This window comes from Kitasatospora sp. NPDC088346, assembly GCF_044740765.1.
Taxonomy (GTDB): domain Bacteria; phylum Actinomycetota; class Actinomycetes; order Streptomycetales; family Streptomycetaceae; genus Kitasatospora.
This window is the reverse complement of sequence record NZ_JBIURH010000049.1, coordinates 18559-34893: the sequence shown is the minus strand read 5'-3', so window position 1 is coordinate 34893 and position 16335 is coordinate 18559. Positions and strand designations below refer to the sequence as shown.

Here is a 16335-nt window from a genome sequence, read left to right as displayed (position 1 = left end):
CCGACCGCCCGCCGCCCGAGCCCCGCCCCCCGACGTCCACCCGTCCCGCCCCCTGGAGAACCGCCCCCCATGTACGAGCTCAACCGGGTCCGCCTGTACTCGATCGGACCGGCCGGCGCGCGCTACGCCGACACGGTGCTCGACCTGCGCGGCGTCGGCGAGCCGGTGGCCGAGCCCCGGCCGCAGCAGATCGGCCTGTTCGGCGAGGAGCCCGAGGGCCCGCAGCGCCGCCCGGCGCCCGCCGGCGTGCTCTTCCTGGAGAACGGAGGCGGCAAGTCCGTCCTGCTCAAGCTGATCTTCTCGGTCATGCTGCCCGGCCACCGCAACACCCTGGGCGGCGCCAGCTCCGGCGTGCTGCGCAAGTTCCTGCTGGCGGACGACTGCGGCCACGTCGCCCTGGAGTGGCAGCACACCGTCACCGGCGAGCTGATCGTGGTCGGCAAGGTCAGCGAGTGGCGGGGCCGCCAGGTATCGTCCGACCCGCGCAAGTTCGCCGAGACCTGGTACTCGTTCCGGCCCGGGCCCGGCCTCACCCTGGACTCCCTCCCGGTCGCCGAGCGCCCCGGCCTCGGCCCGGACGGCAGGGCCCGCGGCCGCCGCCGCACCATGAAGGGTTTCCGCGACTCGCTCACCGAGGCGGGCAAGGCCCACGCGCACCTCGACCTGGTCTTCGAGGACATCCACGACCGCTGGAACGAGCACTTGGGCGAGCTCGGCCTCGACCCCGAACTCTTCCGCTACCAGCGCGAGATGAACGCGGACGAGGGCGAGGCGGCCGGCCTGTTCGCGGTCAAGCACGACTCCGACTTCACCGACCTGCTGCTGCGCGCCGTCACCGACACCCGTGACACGGACGGTCTCGCCGACCTCGTCCACGGCTTCGCCGCCAAGCTCGGCCGCCGCTCCGAGCTCACCGCCGAGCGGGACTTCACCGCCGGCTCGGTCGACCTGCTCCAGCGGATCGTCGAGGCCACCGCCGCCCGCGAGGGCGTCCGCGAGACGCACCGCACCGCGGAGCGCCGCGCCCGCCGGCTCGCCCAGGCCCTCACCGCCCGGGCCGGCGTCGAACGCTCCCGGGTGCACGACCTGGCCATCGAGGTCTCGGCCGCCGCGAGCGCCGTCACCGCCGCCGAGGCGGACCGCACCCGGCACTCCCTGATCGCCGCCGAACTCACCCACCGGCACGCCACCCTGGGCCTCGCCGCCGCCACCACCGAGGCCGCCGGCCTGCGCCGCGAGCTGACCGAGGCCCGTACCCTGCACGCGGCCTGGCAGGCCGCCGAGGCCGTCCTGCGCCACCGCGCCGCCGCCGACCGCGCGGCCCGGGTGTCGGTCGCGATCCGGGAGGCCGAGCTCGACGCCGCGCCCGCGCTGGCCGCCCGCGCCCAGGCGGCCGGTGCGCTGGCCCGCGCCCTGGAGAGCGCCGCACTCGCCGCCGAGACCCGGGCGGACCAGGAGGAGCTGCGGGCCGGCGAGATCCAGCGGGACGGCTCCGCCGCCCAGGCCGAGGCCACCGCGGCGGCCACCGCCGCCCAGAAGGCCCGCAGCGAGGCCGAGCACCTGCGCCAGCGTCTCGCCGAGGTCGAGCAGGAGACCCAGGCCGCCGTCGAGGCCGGCTGGATCGACCCCGGCACCCAGGAGCCCGACCCGGCCCGCGCGGCCCTGCACGCCTCGGACGCCGAGAAGGCGGCCACCGCCGCGCTCGCCCAGGCCCGGACGGCCGCCGAGCAGTCCGCGGCGCGCGTCCGGGAGTCCGCCGCCGCGGAGGCCCGCGCGGAGCTGGCCGCCGCCCGCGCCACCGACGCCCGCACCGCCGCCCAGCGCGCGGTCGCCGCCGAGCGCCGCACCGCCGCCCAGCTCGCCGCCGAGCCCCGGCTCGCCGAGCTGCTCTCGCTGACCCCGTACCAGGAGGGCGGCGACGAGCAGGAGGGCTACCTGACGCCGCGGCTCCTGGACGCCAACGCCGAGGACCTCCGCGACCGGCTCGACCAGTCCGTCGCCACCGCCGAGCGCACCCTGTTCGACCTGCGCACGGCTGCCGCCGACGACTCCCGGATCCTCGCCGCCCTCGGCGACGGCGGCCTGCTGCCGCCCGGTCCGGACGTGCTGGCCACCGTCGAGTACCTCGGCGAACACGGCATCCCCGCGCTGCCCGGCTGGCGCTACCTCGCCCAGTCCGTCGACCCGGCCGACCACGAGGCGATCCTGGCCGCCCGGCCGGAGCTGGTCGACGGCGTCGTGGTCACCGACCCGTCCTCGCTGGACCGCGCCCGGGACGCCCTCCGGGCCGCCGCCCTGCTGCCCCGTTCGACCGTCGCCGTCGGCACCGCCGCCGCCCTGATCGCCCCGATCGAGGCCGAGCCCGCCTTCTTCCTGGTGCCGCCCAACCCGGCCATGCACGACGAGCGCGCCGCCGACGACGAGCGCCGCGAGCTGCGCACCCGGGCCACCGCCCGCGAGGAGCACATCCGCGAGCTCGCCGCCCGCCTCGGCGGCGACCGGGCGCTGGCCGCCCGGCTGGCGTCCTGGCACACCCAGTGCCCGCCCGGCACCCTCGCCGAGCTCGCCGAGGCCGCCCACGCCGCCGTCGAGCAGGCCGAGACGGCCGCCGGCGTGCTCGCCACCCTTCGCGCCGAGCACGCCGAGGCCGAGACCGACCACGCACTGGCCGCCGCCCGGTACGAGGAGCACCGCGAGGCCGCCCAGCAGGCCCGCCGCTCCGCCGACGCGCTGGCCGGTCTGGCCTTCCGCCTGCGCGAGCGCGCCAACTGGACCAGGCGGCAGCGCGAACTCGCCGAGGACGCCGCCGAGTGCGAGCGCCGCCAGGCCGTCTGCACCGAACGCGCCCGCACCTGCGACGAGGACCGCCGCGCCGCCCAGCGCGCCGCCGACGACGCCCGCCGCACCGTCCGCACCCTGCGCGCCGAGCGCGCCGAGCTGGCCGGCCTCGCCGAGGACGCCCCGGAGCCGACCGGCGGCACCGCCTCGCTGCCCGCGCTGCGCGAGGCCTACCGGGCCGCCTCGCAGGTCTACGAGAAGGTCGGCGTCGGCGCCGACCTGCGGGCCGAGCAGGCCCGCGCCGAGGGCGACGAAGCCGCCGCCGCCGCCGAACTCGACCGGCTGACCAACAAGGTCCGCACCCGCGCCGAGGAGCTGCTCGCCAGCCCCGACGGCGCCGACGGACCGGCCCGCCAGGCCGCGGCCACCCGCGCCGAGGAGCTGGTCGCCACCATCGAGGCCCGCGCCGCCACCGCCAGCGAGCAGCTCGGCCGGCTGCGCGGCGAGGCCGAGCGCTCCGCCCCGGTGAACGGGGAGGCGCACACCGAGCTGCCCGAGGACCTCGTCCCCACCGACCCCGAGCACGCCCAGAGCCTGCTGCGCACCGCCACCAGCCGGCTCGCCGAGCGCCGGGAGCGGGTCGACGCGGCCCGCACCGAGCACGCCGACCTCCAGCGCACCCTGGAGAGCGCGCAGTCCGCCACCACCGACTTCGAGGAGCTGTCCGGCCAGCTCAGGGACGGCCTGCGGGAGCACACCGAGGAGTCCGAGCAGCCGGTCGACTCCTACCTCGACGGCCTGGCCGACGCCCGCGCCACCGCCACCGACACCCGGCGGTCCCTGCGGACCGCCGCCACCGAGCTCACCGGGGCGGAGCTCGCCGTCCGGGACGCCTGCGACGCGCTGGTCCGGCACGCCAACGCGGCCCGCTACGAGGCCGTCCGCACGCCCGCCCGGCACCAGATCCGCGAGCTGCCCGCCGCCGCCCTGCCGGACCACGCCGCCGCCTGGGCCGACGCGTTCGCGCCCCGGCTGCGGGTGCTGACCGACGAGCTGACCCAGCTGGAGCGCAACCGCAGCAGCATCGTGGACCGCCTGCGCGGCCTGGTGGAGTCCTCGCTGACCACCCTGCGCGCCGCCCAGCGGCTCTCCCGCCTCCCCGAGGGCCTGGGGGAGTGGTCCGGCCAGGAGTTCCTGCGGATCCGCTTCGAGGACCCGGACCAGACCCTGCTGGTCGAGCGGCTCGGCGAGGTGATCGACGAGGCCACCCGGGCCGCCGTGAAGAAGAACTCCGACCTGCGCCGCGACGGCATGTCGCTGCTGCTGCGCGGGGTCGCCGCCGCGATCGGCCCCAAGGGCGTCGGCGTGGAGATCCTCAAGCCCGACGCGGTGCTGCGCGCCGAGCGGGTCAGCGTCGGCCAGATGTCCGACGTGTTCTCCGGCGGCCAACTGCTGACCGCGGCCATCGCGCTGTACTGCACGATGGCGGCGCTGCGCGCCAACGACCGCGGGCAGTCCCAGCTGCGGCACGCCGGCACGCTCTTCCTCGACAATCCGATCGGCCGGGCCAACGCCACCTACCTGCTGGAGCTCCAGCGGGCGGTGGCCGACGCGCTCGGCGTCCAGCTGATCTACACCACCGGCCTGTTCGACACCACCGCGCTGGCCGAGTTCCCGCTGGTCATCCGGCTGCGCAACGACGCCGACCTGCGGGCCGGGCTGAAGTACATCTCGGTGGAGGAGCACCTGCGCCCCGGTCTGCCGGCCGCCCAGGACCCGGACGGCCCGGCGATCCACGGCGAGATCACCGCGACCCGGATGTTCAAGCGCCCGGCGGAGCCGGTGCCCGTTCCGGTGGCCGCGCCGGGGGCCGGGCCGGTGGAGGAGCGACGCGAGGTGGAGGAGTGAGCGGCGCCGGGGTGCGGGCCGGCGGCCCCAGCAGCAGGGCCTGAGCCCGGTCCGGCGTCCCCGGCCGGTCCGCGAGGTCGGCGCAGACCAGCAGGACCTCCGCGGCCTCGCCGACCGCCAACAGCCGTCCGGCGAGGGCCAGTGCGTCCTTGAGGCGGTCGCCGAGCGGGGTGATCGAGAGCATCGGTCCGGCCAGCCCCCAGCGGGCCGTGACCAGGCCGAGCGCGGCCGTCGGCGCGGACTGGAACAGCAGGGGTTTGGCGACCTGGGCGCCCGCGCCGACGGCCTCGGCCACTCGTGCGGCGGTCGCCCGGTCCGCGCCGAGCGAGGAGAGCAGCACCGCCGTCCGCCGTCCGCGCCCGGCCGGCGCCGGCGGTTCGCCGTAGTGCAGCCGCAGGCACGCCTCGGCGGTGGCCGCGATCAGCGGCGGGAAGCGGGAGTGCAGGAAGCGGCCCTGGTCGGGTCGGGCGTCCGGGTCGTCCGGTGGGGGCCAGTGCGCCTCGGCCAGCACGACGGGACTCCCCGCGCGATCGCTCACACGACCTCCAGCAGCAGGGCGGTGCAGGTTCCGCCGAATCCGGCGCTGAGGCTGAGCGCGTACCGCGCCGCGACGGGTCTCGGGCGGTCGAGCACCAGGTCGAGCCGGCAACTCGGGTCGGGGCCGAGGTACCCGGCGTTGACCGGCAGCAGGCCGTGCCGCAGGGCCAGCGCGCAGACCGCCAGCTCGACCATGCCGGCGGCGGTGAGGCAGTGGCCGTGCAGCGGTTTGGTCGAACTGACCGGCACCCGGCCGGTGTACGGGCCGAACGCCCGGCGCAGCCCGGCCGCCTCGGCGGAGTCGAAGGCGGGGGTGGAGGTGGCGTGGGCGTTGACGTACCCGACGTCCTGCGCGCCGACGCCCGCCCGGCGCAGCGCCGCCGCGACGGCCCGGGCGGTGCCGCGGCCCTCGGGGTGCGGCCGGGCGACGTGGTGGGCGTCGCCCGCCTGTCCCCAGCCGGCCAGCCGGACCAGGGGTTCGGCGCCCCGGCGGCGGGCTTCGGCGGGCGTCTCGATCACCAGGGCTCCGGCGCCGTCGCCGAGCACCGGTCCCTGCCGGCCGGCGCTGAACGGCCGGGAGATCCCGTCCGGGGCCAGTACGCCCGCGCTGTCGAAGCTGGCGAAGCCGTCGGCGTCGACGAGTTGGCCGGCCGCGACCACGACCCGGGGGTACTCGTCGAGCAGCAGTGACGCGGCGGCGTCGGCGACCGCGGAGCCCGCGGCGGCGCAGGCGTTGGTGTGGATCCGCTCCAGGCGGCGCAGGCCGCAGGTTCCGGCGAGGGCCGCGGTGGCCGGGTCGACCGGACCGGTGAGGTGCCGGGCCAGGAGCAGCGGGGTCGCCGCCCGCTCGTCCGCCGTCAGCCCGGCCTGGGTGCAGGCGCCGTCGATCAGGGTGGCGAGTTCCCCGGTGAGGTCGGGGTGTCCGGGCAGGGTGGCGGCGTACCGGGCCCGGCGGCCGGTGAGGTCGAACCTGGTGACCGGCGACAGTGCCGGTATGCCGCCGAGCACTCCGTCCCAGAGCGGGCCGGTGCCCCGTCCGTACGCGGTGAGGGTGGCCAGTCCGGTGATCACGGCCATCGGACCACCTCGCTCCGGCGGGCGGCGGGCCGTGGGTGAAGGCCGATCTCTAAGAGGCGCATCGAGCACGCACGTTATCACCGGTCGCGGTCAACTCCGCGCAGGGAAACGCCGGTTGCGGCCCGGTGATCGAGGGGGCGGCCGGGCCCGCGGCCCCCGACCCGCACGTCGGGGGCGGCCGGCGGCCCGGGACGTCAGGAGACGCGCTTGAGCTGCCAGGCGTTCTTGCTGTTGCTCGGGACGGAGGAGGACTGGCAGCCGCTGTCGTAGTACTCGTTCAGCTGGACCCAGCCGGACGGCGGGAGGCTGGAGTTGCAGGCGTTGACGACGGTGCCGACCGGGTAGCCGGTGAGCTGCTTGAGCTGCCAGGAGTTCTTGTTGAAGCTCGGGTTCGCGCTGTAGTTGCAGGCGCTGCTGTAGGAGATGGCGACCTGCACCCAGCCGGCCGGCGGCAGGCTGGAGGAACAGGCGTTGACCGTCGTCCCGGCCGGGTAGCCGGTGAGCTGCTGGACGCGCTTCATGTTGGGGCTGAACGTCGAACCGCAGCTGAAGCTGTTCCACCACTGCACGTCGACCCAGCCGGTCGGCGTCCAGGAGGTCTGGCAGAGGTCGGTGGTGTCGCCGGGGGCGGCCTGCGCGGCCGGGGACAGCGGGACGGCGAGTGCGGTGGCCGTGCCGAGGACGACGGCGGCGGTGCGCAGGCGGGTGCGGAGAGGGCTCACGGGTGGCGGCTCCTTGTCGGCGTGGGTGGTCGGGCCGGGGGAGTCCCCGTCCTGACTCCTTCCTAGCGTGACGGGGACACGACCAACAGCAGCTTTCCGGCCCACCGCCGTCCCTCGTTCGAGACGTCATGGCCGCAGGTGGGAGGCGGTCGGGAGGTGGGCCGGCCGTCCGGCCGACACCCGCCCCGCCCACCAAGTCCCCTCCCTGGAGGGGGAGTCCGTGCGGCGGTCGGTGGGCACCGGACCGGGCGTCAACTGGCGACAAGTCACCCTTCCGTCGCGACAGCTGGTGTGTATTCCGCCTCCGGATCGCCCCAGGGCTCCGCCTCCGGATCGCGGACCGGCCGCCCCCGCGGTCCGACCTCGCACCAGAGCACCCCGCCGTTGCGCGTGCTGTGCCCGAAGCGGTCGGCCAGTCGGAGCGCCGGCAGGACGACCTCGATCCGCGCCGGGTCCCGCGGCACCGGCGTGGTCAGCAGGTATCCGGATCGCGACCCGACCAGGAACACCCGCGCACCGGCCGCCTCGGCCAGCCTGGCGGCGAGGTCCATCGCCCGCTCACGCACGACGGGCACCGCCGTCCTCGCCGTGGTGCGCGCCGTGGTGCGCGCCGGTCCGGTCCCGTCGTGGGCCGTCCGCCGGACCGCCGGCGCCCGGGCGCCAGTTCGAAGGCCCTGCAAGGGTGTTGCTCATGGTGTGGAAATCCTCTCCCGGGGCGCCCCGGTGGGCCGCCCGTGGCCGATCGTCACATTCCGTGCCTCCAGCGTCGCTCTCGGCAGCTAGCCTTGGCCAGAGGTGACGACCCGACAGCCGCACTGTCGGCACGGAGGTGCTCAGCGATGGCCGGTCCCCGCGATCTCGACCCGTCCGAATCCCCGAAGGCCTTCTACGGCGCGGAGCTCCGCCGGTTGCGCGAGGCCAGGGGGCTCAGCCAGGAGGCCCTGGGCGAGCTGGTCTTCCACTCCGGCGCCTACATCGGCTACCTGGAGGCGGCCGCCCGCAAACCGCAGAAGGACCTCTCCGAACGCCTCGACGCGGTGCTCGGCACGGACGGCTTCTTCCAGCGCCTCTACCCGCTGGTCGCCCGCTCGCGGCACGCCGCCTACTTCGCCCAGGCCGCCGAGCTGGAGGCCACCGCGGACACCATCTGCGAGTACGCGCCCGCCCTGGTGCCCGGCCTGCTGCAGACCGCCGGCTACGCCCGCGCCGTGATCCGCGCAGCGCTGCCCTTCGCCGCCCCGGCCGAGGTCGACGCGAGCGTCGCGGCCCGGCTGGAGCGGGCCCGGATCCTGGACGGTCCGACAGCACCGCAGTTGTGGGTGATCCTGCACGAGACCGTGCTGCGGACGCCGGTCGGCGGGCCGGACGTGATGGCCGGGCAGCTGCGTCAGGTGGCCGCGCTGGGGCGCGAGGGGAAGGCGTTGGTGCAGGTCCTGCCGTTCTCGGCCGGGGCGTACGCGATGATGTCCGGATCCGTCTTCCTGATGACCTTCGCCGACGCGCCGCCCGCCGCGTACGTGGAGGCCTTGCACTCGGGCCAACTGCTGGACGATCCGGCCGTGGTGGCGCGCTGTCAGAGGTCGTACGATCTGGTCAGGGCTGCCGCGCTGTCGCCGCAGGCATCCCTCGCGGCGATCGAGGCGACGGCGGAGGAGTACGAGGATGCCCAACACGTCTGAGGTCGGCGCCGCCGTCTGGCGCAGGTCGAGCCACAGCGACGGCACCGGCGGGAACTGCGTCGAGGTCGACGACGCCACGCCCGGCCTGGTCCGCGACAGCAAGGACCCGGACGGCCCCCGGCTGGCCTTCCCGCCCGCCGCCTGGCAGGCCTTCGTCACCGCCGCCGCCCGCGGGGAGTTCGGCGAGGTCTGACCGGCCCGTCCGGCCGCGGCGCCACCCGCCGAGCCCGACGCACCCACCGAGGGAGACCACCGATGGCAGCCGACGCCGAGAACGGCGGCCCGCCCGACCGCCGGGTCCTGCACGAAGGCCCGCACCTGCGGCTGGTGGCCGACACGGTCGCCGGCCCGCAAGGTCCCTACGTGTACGAGCACATCGAGGTCCGGGACGCGGTGCGCGTCGTCGCACTGGACCGGGACGGCCTGCTGCTGCTCGTCGAGGACGACTTCCACCTCACCGGGCTCCGGATGCCGCACCTGCCAGGCGGCGGCATCGAGCCCGGCGAGGAACCGCAGGCGGCCGCCCGCCGCGAGCTGGAGGAGGAGACCGGATGGCGGGCCGCGAGCTGGCGCCCGCTCGGCCGGATCCACCCGCTGCCCGCCAGCACCGGTGCCGCCACCCACCTGTTCCTCGCCGCCGGCCTCGAACCCGGCCGGATCGCCCGGGATCCCACCGAGTCGGCGATGACCGTGCACCGGATCGCCCCGGCCGTCGCGATCGCCCGGGTCCGGGCCGGTGAGATCTCGGAGGCCGGCAGCGTCGCCGCGCTGTTCCTCGCCGCCCCCGAGCTCCTCGGCGGCGCTCCCGACCGCAGCGGCTGACCCCGGGTCAGCCGCGCACCGCCGCCGACACGTACGCCACCCGCATCGGATGCCCCGGCTCCGTGGCCGGACCGACCGAACCGCCGTACGCCGCCGGCAGGTTGCCGCCGATCGCGACGTTCAGGATCAGGAACATCCCGCCGTGCACGGCGCGGTCCCAGGCCCCGGGGTCGACCCGGTCCGCCGTCACCCGGTGGAACTCCCGGCCGTCCAGGTACCACCGCAGCTGCTCGGGCGCCGTCGACCGGTCGACCTCCACCGCGTACGTGTGGAACCCGCCGCCCCAGCAGCCGTCGCAGCGCTGCTCGCCCGAGCCGAGGCCGTTCGGCTCCTGGCACGGGCCGCCGCCGACCGTCCCGCAGTGCAGCGTGCCGAACACCGTGCCCCGGCCGTTCACCGACTCCAGCACGTCCACCTCGCCGATCCCCGGCCAGCCGGTGTAGCCGTCCCGCAGCCCGCCGCCCAGCGCCCAGAACGCCGGCCAGTACCCGGCGGCGGCCGGGCCGTTCACCCCGGGCAGCGCGATCGACGCCTCGATCCGCAGCACCCCGCCGGCCGGTGCGGCCAGGTCGGCCCGGCGCGACTCGATCCGCCCGGAGCTCCACCCGCCCCCGGTGAGCGTCGGCCGGATCTCCAACGCGCCCTTCCCGTCCAGCCGGACGTTCTCCGTCGAGTCGGTCACCGTCTCGACCTCCCCCGTCCCCCACTGCGGGGCCGGGCAGCCCGGGTAGCAGGTGCCCAGGTCGTGCTGCCACAGCGCGGCGGACGGCGCACTGCCGGCCGGGCCGTCGAAGTCGTCCCGCAGCAGCTCCCGCCACCCGGCGGCGCCGCCCGCGCCGGGCCCGGGCAGCAGACCGGCCTCGGTCAGCAGCCGCTCCAGCCGGGGCGCCAGCACCACCGCGGCGGTGTTGGTGAGGTGCGCGTCGTCCCGGTACAGGACCACCCGGTCCAGGACGGCCGGGCAGCTGCGGCCCGAGCCGGGGCAGAGCACCGGGTTCACCGACACCGTCCGCACGTCCGGCACCTGCCCGGCGGCGACCGCGTCGGCGAGCGGGTCCGCCCACAGGCCGTTGGCGCGCAGGAACTCGCAGGCCGCCGGGTCGCCGGTGTGGCCGGACAGGCAGGCGGGCACGTCCAGCCCCGGGACCGGGGTGTCCTGGAGGTAGACGACCGGCGCGCCGACCGTCCGCAGCTGCTCCAGGGTCTGCTGCCAGCCGCGCAGCAGCTGCTCCCGGTCCGCGTTGTAGCGGTTCAGCGCGGCGATCACGATCAGCTTCGGCTTCGGTCCGACGCGCAGCCGCTCCAGCGCGGCGGCACGCCACTCGTCGCACTCCCGGTACGTCCGCCCGAGCTGCGGGTTGACCACCGGGACCTGCGGCAGCGGGCAGCCCTGCTTGACCAGCTCCTCCAGCGCCCAGTGCCGCTGCGCCGCGATGCCCAGCAGCGGGGAGAACCACTGGCCCGCGTGCGAGTCGCCGAGCAGCACGATCCGGTCGGTGGCGGCGGCCTCGCCGAACCGGCACTCGGGGCTGGTCACGGCCGTCGGCGGCACCTCGCAGGCGCCGTCCGGCGGGAAGTCCTGCCGGGCCTGCACCGGGTTGGGCACGACCGGTCCGCGGGCCGGCCCGCCCGGTTGCAGCAGGGACGTCCCGTCCGGGTTGCCGGGGGCCAGGCCCGCCAGGTCGACCGGCCCGGCCGGGCCGAGCAGCCGCAGCGTCCCGGTGCCCACCACCAGGGCCAGCACCACCGGTACCACCACCGCCGTCAGCCCGAGCGAGAGCCCGCGCCTGGGCAGTTCGGCCACCACCCGGCTGCGCCGCAGCGGCCGCTCCAGCCAGCGCATCGCCGCGTACGCGGGCAGCGCGGCGGCCGCGGTGAGTGCGGCCTTCGCCGGCCAGCCGAGGGCACCCAGCCGGGCCTCGGCGAGTACCAGCACCGGCCAGTGCCACAGGTAGAGGTTGTAGGAGAGCCGGCCGACCGCGCGGGGCGCCCGGGTGCCGAGCAGCCGTCCGGTGCCGTGGTCGGCGAGGCCGTCCCGTCCGGGTGTCCCCGCCAGGATCACGGCCGCCGAGCCGGCCGTCGGCAGCAGCGCGGCCCAGCCCGGGTACGGGGTGGCGGCGTCGTACCGCAGCACGGACCAGGCGATCGCGGCCAGGCCCGCCCAGCCGAGTGCCTCCCGCAGCACCCGCGGTCCGTGCAGCCGGTGCCAGGGCAGCACGGCCAGCAGGGCGCCCGCCCCGAACTGCCAGGCCCGCGACGGCGTGCCCAGGTAGGCGAGCGAGACCGAGCCGGCCGTCCAGTGCAGGGCCAGCGCGAACGAGGCGGCGGTCAGCCCGGCGGTCAGCAGCAGCAGGACGGGCCGCAGCCCGCGCCCGCGGCGGGCGGTCAGCACCACCACCAGGGCCAGCAGCGGCGCCCAGGCGAGGTAGAACTGCTCCTCGATCGCGAGCGACCAGAAGTGCAGCAGCGGGCTCTGGTCCCGTCCGGCCGCCAGGTAGTCGGTCTGCTGCCCGACGAACCGCCAGTTCGCGACGGACAGCGCGGCGGCCAGCACGTCGTGTTCGAGGTCGGTGCGGCGCAGCGGCACGGTGAGCCAGGCGCCGGCCAGGGCCACCGCGGCCAGGACCAGGGCGGCGGAGGGGAGCAGCCGTCGGGCGCGCCGGGAGAAGAACTCCGCGAGCCCGATCCGGCCGGTGGTGGCGGCCTCCTGCACCAGCAGGCCGGTGATCAGGTAGCCGGAGAGGACGAAGAAGACGTCCACGCCCACGAATCCGCCGGCCAGGCCGGGGACGGCGGCGTGGAAGCCGAGGACGGCGAGCAGGGCGACGGCGCGCAGGCCCTCGATGTCGGGGCGGAAGCGCGGCGGGGCCGGCGCGGGCGCCGGGGTCAGCACGGTGAGCAGGTCGGGCCGCCGGTCGGGAACAGCGCTGGTGGACACGGGTGTGACGACCTTTCAGCCCAGCCAGGGCAGCATCGGGGCCACCCAGCCGGACGCGATCAGGGCGATCAGGGCGAGTGAGCTGGTGACGGCCAGCGCCTCGGGCCAGCGGCGCGGGCGCATCGCGGAGGCCGGCCGGGCCCGGCCGGGCCGGGTGGAGCCGCGCAGCTCCACGGCCAGGTCGCGGACCAGCGGCAGGCCGATCTGGGCCTGCACCAGCAGGTACAGGGCGAGTCCCCAGGTGGGCCACCAGCCGTAGCGGGCGACCGCGAGGGCCAGGCCCACGGCGGTGGCGGCGACGGTGCCGGCCGTCCACAGCATGGTCACCAGCACCACCCGGCGGGCCATCCCGCCGGGCCGGGCCCGCCCGGCGCCGGTGGGCACCCAGGCGGCGCTGCGTCCGCGCAGGGTGTGCAGGATCGCGGCGCCGGCGGCGAACGCCATCAGGGTGTTGGCGCGGATCACCTCGATCCGCCAGCGGGTGCGGCTCACCCGGGGCAGCAGCACGTGCCACAGCCAGAGCAGCGAGATCAGCGGCAGCGCGTACCAGGCCCGGACCTGGCCGGGGTACCAGAAGAGCATCACCAGCGGTGGCAGCGGCGCGGTGACGATGTTGACGAACATGGTCAGGTAGCCGACCACGCCCTCGTAGTAGCACAGCCGCATCCGCCAGGGCAGTCCGAGCCGGGCGAGCTCGGAGCGCCCGAGCAGGTGCAGGTTGCCCATCGCCCAGCGGTACTGCTGGTTGACGAAGGGGGCCAGGCCGGCCGGGGAGGTGCCCTTGGCGACCAGCACCGGGACGTAGACGGTGCGGTAGCCGCGCTCGTGCAGGGCCAGGCCGGTGTACATGTCCTCGCTGTGGTCGAGCCGGGCGAAGCCGCCGGCGGCCTCGATCGCGGCCCTGCGGTAGACGGCGTTGCTGCCGCAGCAGATCGCGGCGTCGCTGGCGTCCCGGGAGGGCTGGATCCAGCGGAAGAACCACTCCTGGGCGGCGCCGGCGGCCCGTTCGATCCAGCCCATCGCCGGGTCGGTGTCGAAGCACTGCGGGCTCTGCACGATGCCGACCCGCGGGTCGGAGAGGTACGGGAGCAGGTGGCGCAGGAAGTCCGGGCGGGGGGCGAAGTCGGCGTCCAGGATGGCGATGAACTCGCCGGCGCCGAGGCCGAGCGCGTGGTTGAGGTTGCCGGCCTTCTTCAGGTGGCCGCGGTCGGGCCGCACCACGTAGCGGTAGCCGTGCCGCCGGGCGAGGTCGGCGACCTCGGGGCGGTCGGCGTCGTCCAGCACCCAGACGGTGAGGTCGCCCCGCCACCGCACGTCCGCGACGGCCCGGTAGGCGTTGGCCAGGACCGGCAGCGGCTCGCCGCAGGTGGGCAGGTAGAGGTCGACGGACGGGACGCGGGCGGGCTGCCAGGCGGAGATCAGCAGCTCGTGCGAGCGCCGGGTGAAGCGGCGCCCGCGCAGCCCGTTCACGCAGGACAGGGTGAGCGCGACCAGGTTGATGCCGAGCACGGCCAGGAACGGCCAGAGCGCGACGGTCCGCAGGGAGAAGGACACCATCGTCAGCGCGGAGCAGACGAACGCGAGCGAGGAGAGGATCGGCACCCAGCGGCGCTGCGGGCCGAAGTACCAGTACAGCTCCCGGTCGCTCGGTGGTGCGGGTAGGTGATCGGCAGTCATGAGGCCCCCACAGCCGGTGAATTGCAGCTTCGGCGGCCACCCTACCGGATTGGTATAGACCATCTGTCGATCATGGGTGAACGTCCGGACAACTCCGGTGGCGGGCGCGTTGCGGGTGCGTGGCGCGGGCACGGCGGGCGCGCGGCGTGGACTCGGTCGGGCCGCCCCGTCGAGGGTGCGGCGGCCGAGTCGGTGCCGGCTGGTTGATGATTTGTCCGCCTTCGTCCATGCTGGACGCCCCGGGCGTACTCCCGGATCAGCGGGTCTTCGTCCACATCGGCACCGGAGGGCGGCCGTGACAGAGGAATTCGGCGAGGAGCTTCGCGAACAGCTGGCGTCCGCCCGGCGGGCCCTGGAGCAGGCGCGCGCCGCCGCGGACGAGGACGGGGTCGAGGCGTACCGCGGCAGGATCACCGGCCTGCTGCGGATCGCGGCCCGGCACGGCATCGACCTCCCGCACACCGCGGACGAGGAACAGGACTGAGCGCCCGGGAGCCGTCGGGCGGAGGTCGGCCCGGCCCGGGGCCTACTCCTGCCCGGCCCCGGCCGGCCGGTCGCCCAGGGCCGCCAGCACGCTCTCCAGCAGGCCCGGGTACCGCCGCGCCAGGTCCGTCCGGCGCAGCGCGTTCATCTTCGAGGTGCCGCGCCGCCACTGCCGGAGCACCCCCGCCTCGCGCAGCACCCGGAAGTGGTGGGTGCTGGTCGACTTGGTCACCGGCAGGTCGAAGGCCAGGCAGTTGAGCTCGGCGCCCGGCGCTGCCAGCTCGGACACGATCAGCAGCCGCACCGGATCGGCCAGCGCGTGCAGCACGCACTCCAGCCGGATCTCCGCCGCCGCCGGCTCCGGCAGGACCGCCGGTGCGGCGGGTCCGGGGGCGGGCGGGGTCGCGGGGGCGGTCGGGGTGTCGGGCGGGGTCGGGGCGGGCGGGGTCGGGGCGGGCGGGGTCGGGGCGTCGGGCGGGGTCGGGGCGTCGGGCGGGGTCGCGGGCACACCTCATGGTACGAGGAACGTCGTAGTTTGACAGACGTCGTACTAAGGCGCGTAGGGTGCGGGAGCCACCGCGACACCGGCCGACCTCCCGGAGGACCTTGCCATGAGTGCCCTGTTCGAGCCGCTCACCCTGCGCTCGCTGACCATTCCCAACCGGGTCTGGATGGCGCCGATGTGCATGTACTCGGCCGCCGCCGACGGCGCCGACCAGGGCGTGGCGACCGACTTCCACCTCGCGCACCTGGGCTCCCGCGCGGCCGGCGGCGCGGGCCTGGTGATGGTCGAGGCCACCGCGGTCCGCCCGGAGGGCCGGATCTCGCCGTACGACCTCGGACTGTGGAACGAGCGCCAGCAGCAGGCGCTCGGCCGGATCGCCGGCCTGGTCGCCCGCCACGGCGCGGTGCCGGCCGTCCAGCTCGGCCACAGCGGCCGCAAGGCGGGCACCCGGCAGCCCTGGCTGGGCGGCGCGCCCGTCCCGCCCCGGGAGGGCGGCTGGCAGCCGGTCGGCCCGTCCGCGCTGCCGTTCGGCGCCAACCCCGTCCCGCACGAGCTGAGCGTCGAGGAGATCGGAGCCGTCGTCCGCTCCTTCGCCGAGGCGGCGCAGCGGGCGCTCGCCGCCGGCTTCCGGGTGGCCGAGGTGCACGGTGCGCACGGCTACCTGATCCACTCCTTCCTCTCGCCGGCCGCCAACCACCGCACCGACGGCTACGGCGGCGGTTTCGCCGGCCGCGCCCGCCTGGCGCTGGAGGTGGCGGCGGCCGTCCGCGCGGTCTGGCCGGAGGACCTGCCGGTCTTCTTCCGGGTCTCCGCCACCGACTGGCTGCCCGGGGAGCCGAGCTGGACGGTGGACGAGACGGTGCTGCTCGCCAAGGAGCTGCAGGGCGTCGGCGTCGACCTGGTGGACGTCTCCAGCGGGGGTCTCGCCCCGCACGCCGACGTCCGGGTCGGCCCCGGCTACCAGGTGCCGTTCGCGGCCCGGGTCCGCGAGCACGGTGGGCTGCCGGTCAGCGCGGTCGGCCTGATCACCGAGCCCGAGCAGGCCGAGCGGATCCTCACCGACGGCCTGGCCGACGCCGTGATGCTCGGCCGCGAGTTGCTCCGCGACCCGTACTGGCCGCAGCGCGCGGCCCGCACCCTCGGCGCCGAGCGGCGCTGGCCCGAGCAGTACGGCTTCGCGGTGGGCGCCCGCGGCTGATCCGCGCCGTC

Annotated in this window: 13 protein-coding genes; 6 read left to right on the top strand and 7 right to left on the bottom strand. The window is 76.3% G+C overall.

The genetic code is table 11. From position 1 onward, the window contains the following. Nucleotides 1-69 precede the first annotated feature (69 nt). Nucleotides 70-4686, top strand: coding sequence for a hypothetical protein (locus tag ACIOFR_RS35220; protein WP_401003764.1), 4617 nt, complete (start codon nucleotides 70-72; stop codon nucleotides 4684-4686). On the opposite strand, the gene ACIOFR_RS35215 is transcribed toward ACIOFR_RS35220, so the two are convergent. From ACIOFR_RS35215 to ACIOFR_RS35200, 4 genes are all read right to left on the bottom strand, one after another. After that, nucleotides 4601-5224, bottom strand: coding sequence for a hypothetical protein (locus ACIOFR_RS35215; RefSeq protein ID WP_401003762.1), 624 nt, complete (start codon nucleotides 5222-5224; stop codon nucleotides 4601-4603). The two genes, ACIOFR_RS35220 and ACIOFR_RS35215, sit on opposite strands and share 86 nt — an antisense overlap. Continuing rightward, nucleotides 5221-6300: a beta-ketoacyl-[acyl-carrier-protein] synthase family protein gene (locus ACIOFR_RS35210; protein ID WP_401003760.1), complete on the bottom strand. Its 1080-nt coding sequence runs from the start codon at nucleotides 6298-6300 to the stop codon at nucleotides 5221-5223. The genes ACIOFR_RS35215 and ACIOFR_RS35210 overlap by 4 nt, the downstream gene beginning before the upstream one ends. A gap of 194 nt (nucleotides 6301-6494) precedes the next feature. Beyond that, nucleotides 6495-7022, bottom strand: a complete 528-nt coding sequence (locus ACIOFR_RS35205; protein ID WP_401003759.1) for a hypothetical protein — start codon at nucleotides 7020-7022, stop codon at nucleotides 6495-6497. Between the two features lie 266 nt (nucleotides 7023-7288). Beyond that, nucleotides 7289-7597: a hypothetical protein gene (locus ACIOFR_RS35200; RefSeq protein ID WP_401003757.1), complete on the bottom strand. Its 309-nt coding sequence runs from the start codon at nucleotides 7595-7597 to the stop codon at nucleotides 7289-7291. A 264-nt stretch (nucleotides 7598-7861) separates the two neighbouring features. Here ACIOFR_RS35200 and ACIOFR_RS35195 point away from each other — a divergent pair, with 264 nt between their 5' ends. The 3 genes from ACIOFR_RS35195 (at nucleotide 7862) to ACIOFR_RS35185 (ending at nucleotide 9523) form a co-directional block, all read left to right on the top strand. Beyond that, nucleotides 7862-8701, top strand: coding sequence for a helix-turn-helix transcriptional regulator (locus ACIOFR_RS35195; RefSeq protein ID WP_401003755.1), 840 nt, complete (start codon nucleotides 7862-7864; stop codon nucleotides 8699-8701). After that, nucleotides 8685-8894 carry a DUF397 domain-containing protein gene (locus tag ACIOFR_RS35190; protein WP_401003754.1) on the top strand — a complete coding sequence of 70 codons (210 nt, stop codon included), beginning with the start codon at nucleotides 8685-8687 and terminating at the stop codon, nucleotides 8892-8894. The genes ACIOFR_RS35195 and ACIOFR_RS35190 overlap by 17 nt, the downstream gene beginning before the upstream one ends. 62 nt (nucleotides 8895-8956) lie before the next feature. Further along, nucleotides 8957-9523, top strand: coding sequence for an NUDIX domain-containing protein (locus ACIOFR_RS35185; protein WP_401003752.1), 567 nt, complete (start codon nucleotides 8957-8959; stop codon nucleotides 9521-9523). A gap of 7 nt (nucleotides 9524-9530) precedes the next feature. On the opposite strand, the gene ACIOFR_RS35180 is transcribed toward ACIOFR_RS35185, so the two are convergent. Continuing rightward, nucleotides 9531-12461, bottom strand: a complete 2931-nt coding sequence (locus tag ACIOFR_RS35180; protein WP_401003750.1) for an SGNH hydrolase domain-containing protein — start codon at nucleotides 12459-12461, stop codon at nucleotides 9531-9533. 15 nt (nucleotides 12462-12476) lie between these two features. Further along, a complete protein-coding gene (locus tag ACIOFR_RS35175; RefSeq protein WP_401003748.1) occupies nucleotides 12477-14138 on the bottom strand; it encodes a glycosyltransferase family 2 protein in 1662 nt (553 codons plus the stop codon). Nucleotides 14139-14433: 295 nt separating this feature from the next. On the opposite strand from ACIOFR_RS35175, the gene ACIOFR_RS35170 reads away from it, so the two are divergent. After that, nucleotides 14434-14622 (top strand): hypothetical protein, encoded by a 189-nt coding sequence (locus tag ACIOFR_RS35170; RefSeq protein ID WP_401003746.1) that lies wholly within the window; start codon nucleotides 14434-14436, stop codon nucleotides 14620-14622. Nucleotides 14623-14664: 42 nt separating this feature from the next. Here ACIOFR_RS35170 and ACIOFR_RS35165 read toward each other — a convergent pair whose 3' ends face one another. Then, entirely contained in the window at nucleotides 14665-14988 is a 324-nt protein-coding gene (locus ACIOFR_RS35165; RefSeq protein ID WP_401003798.1) for an ArsR/SmtB family transcription factor, read from the bottom strand. 244 nt (nucleotides 14989-15232) lie between these two features. Here ACIOFR_RS35165 and ACIOFR_RS35160 point away from each other — a divergent pair, with 244 nt between their 5' ends. After that, on the top strand, nucleotides 15233-16324 hold the full coding sequence (locus ACIOFR_RS35160) for an NADH:flavin oxidoreductase/NADH oxidase (RefSeq protein ID WP_401003744.1): 1092 nt from the start codon (nucleotides 15233-15235) through the stop codon (nucleotides 16322-16324). The last annotated feature ends 11 nt before the right edge of the window (nucleotides 16325-16335 follow it).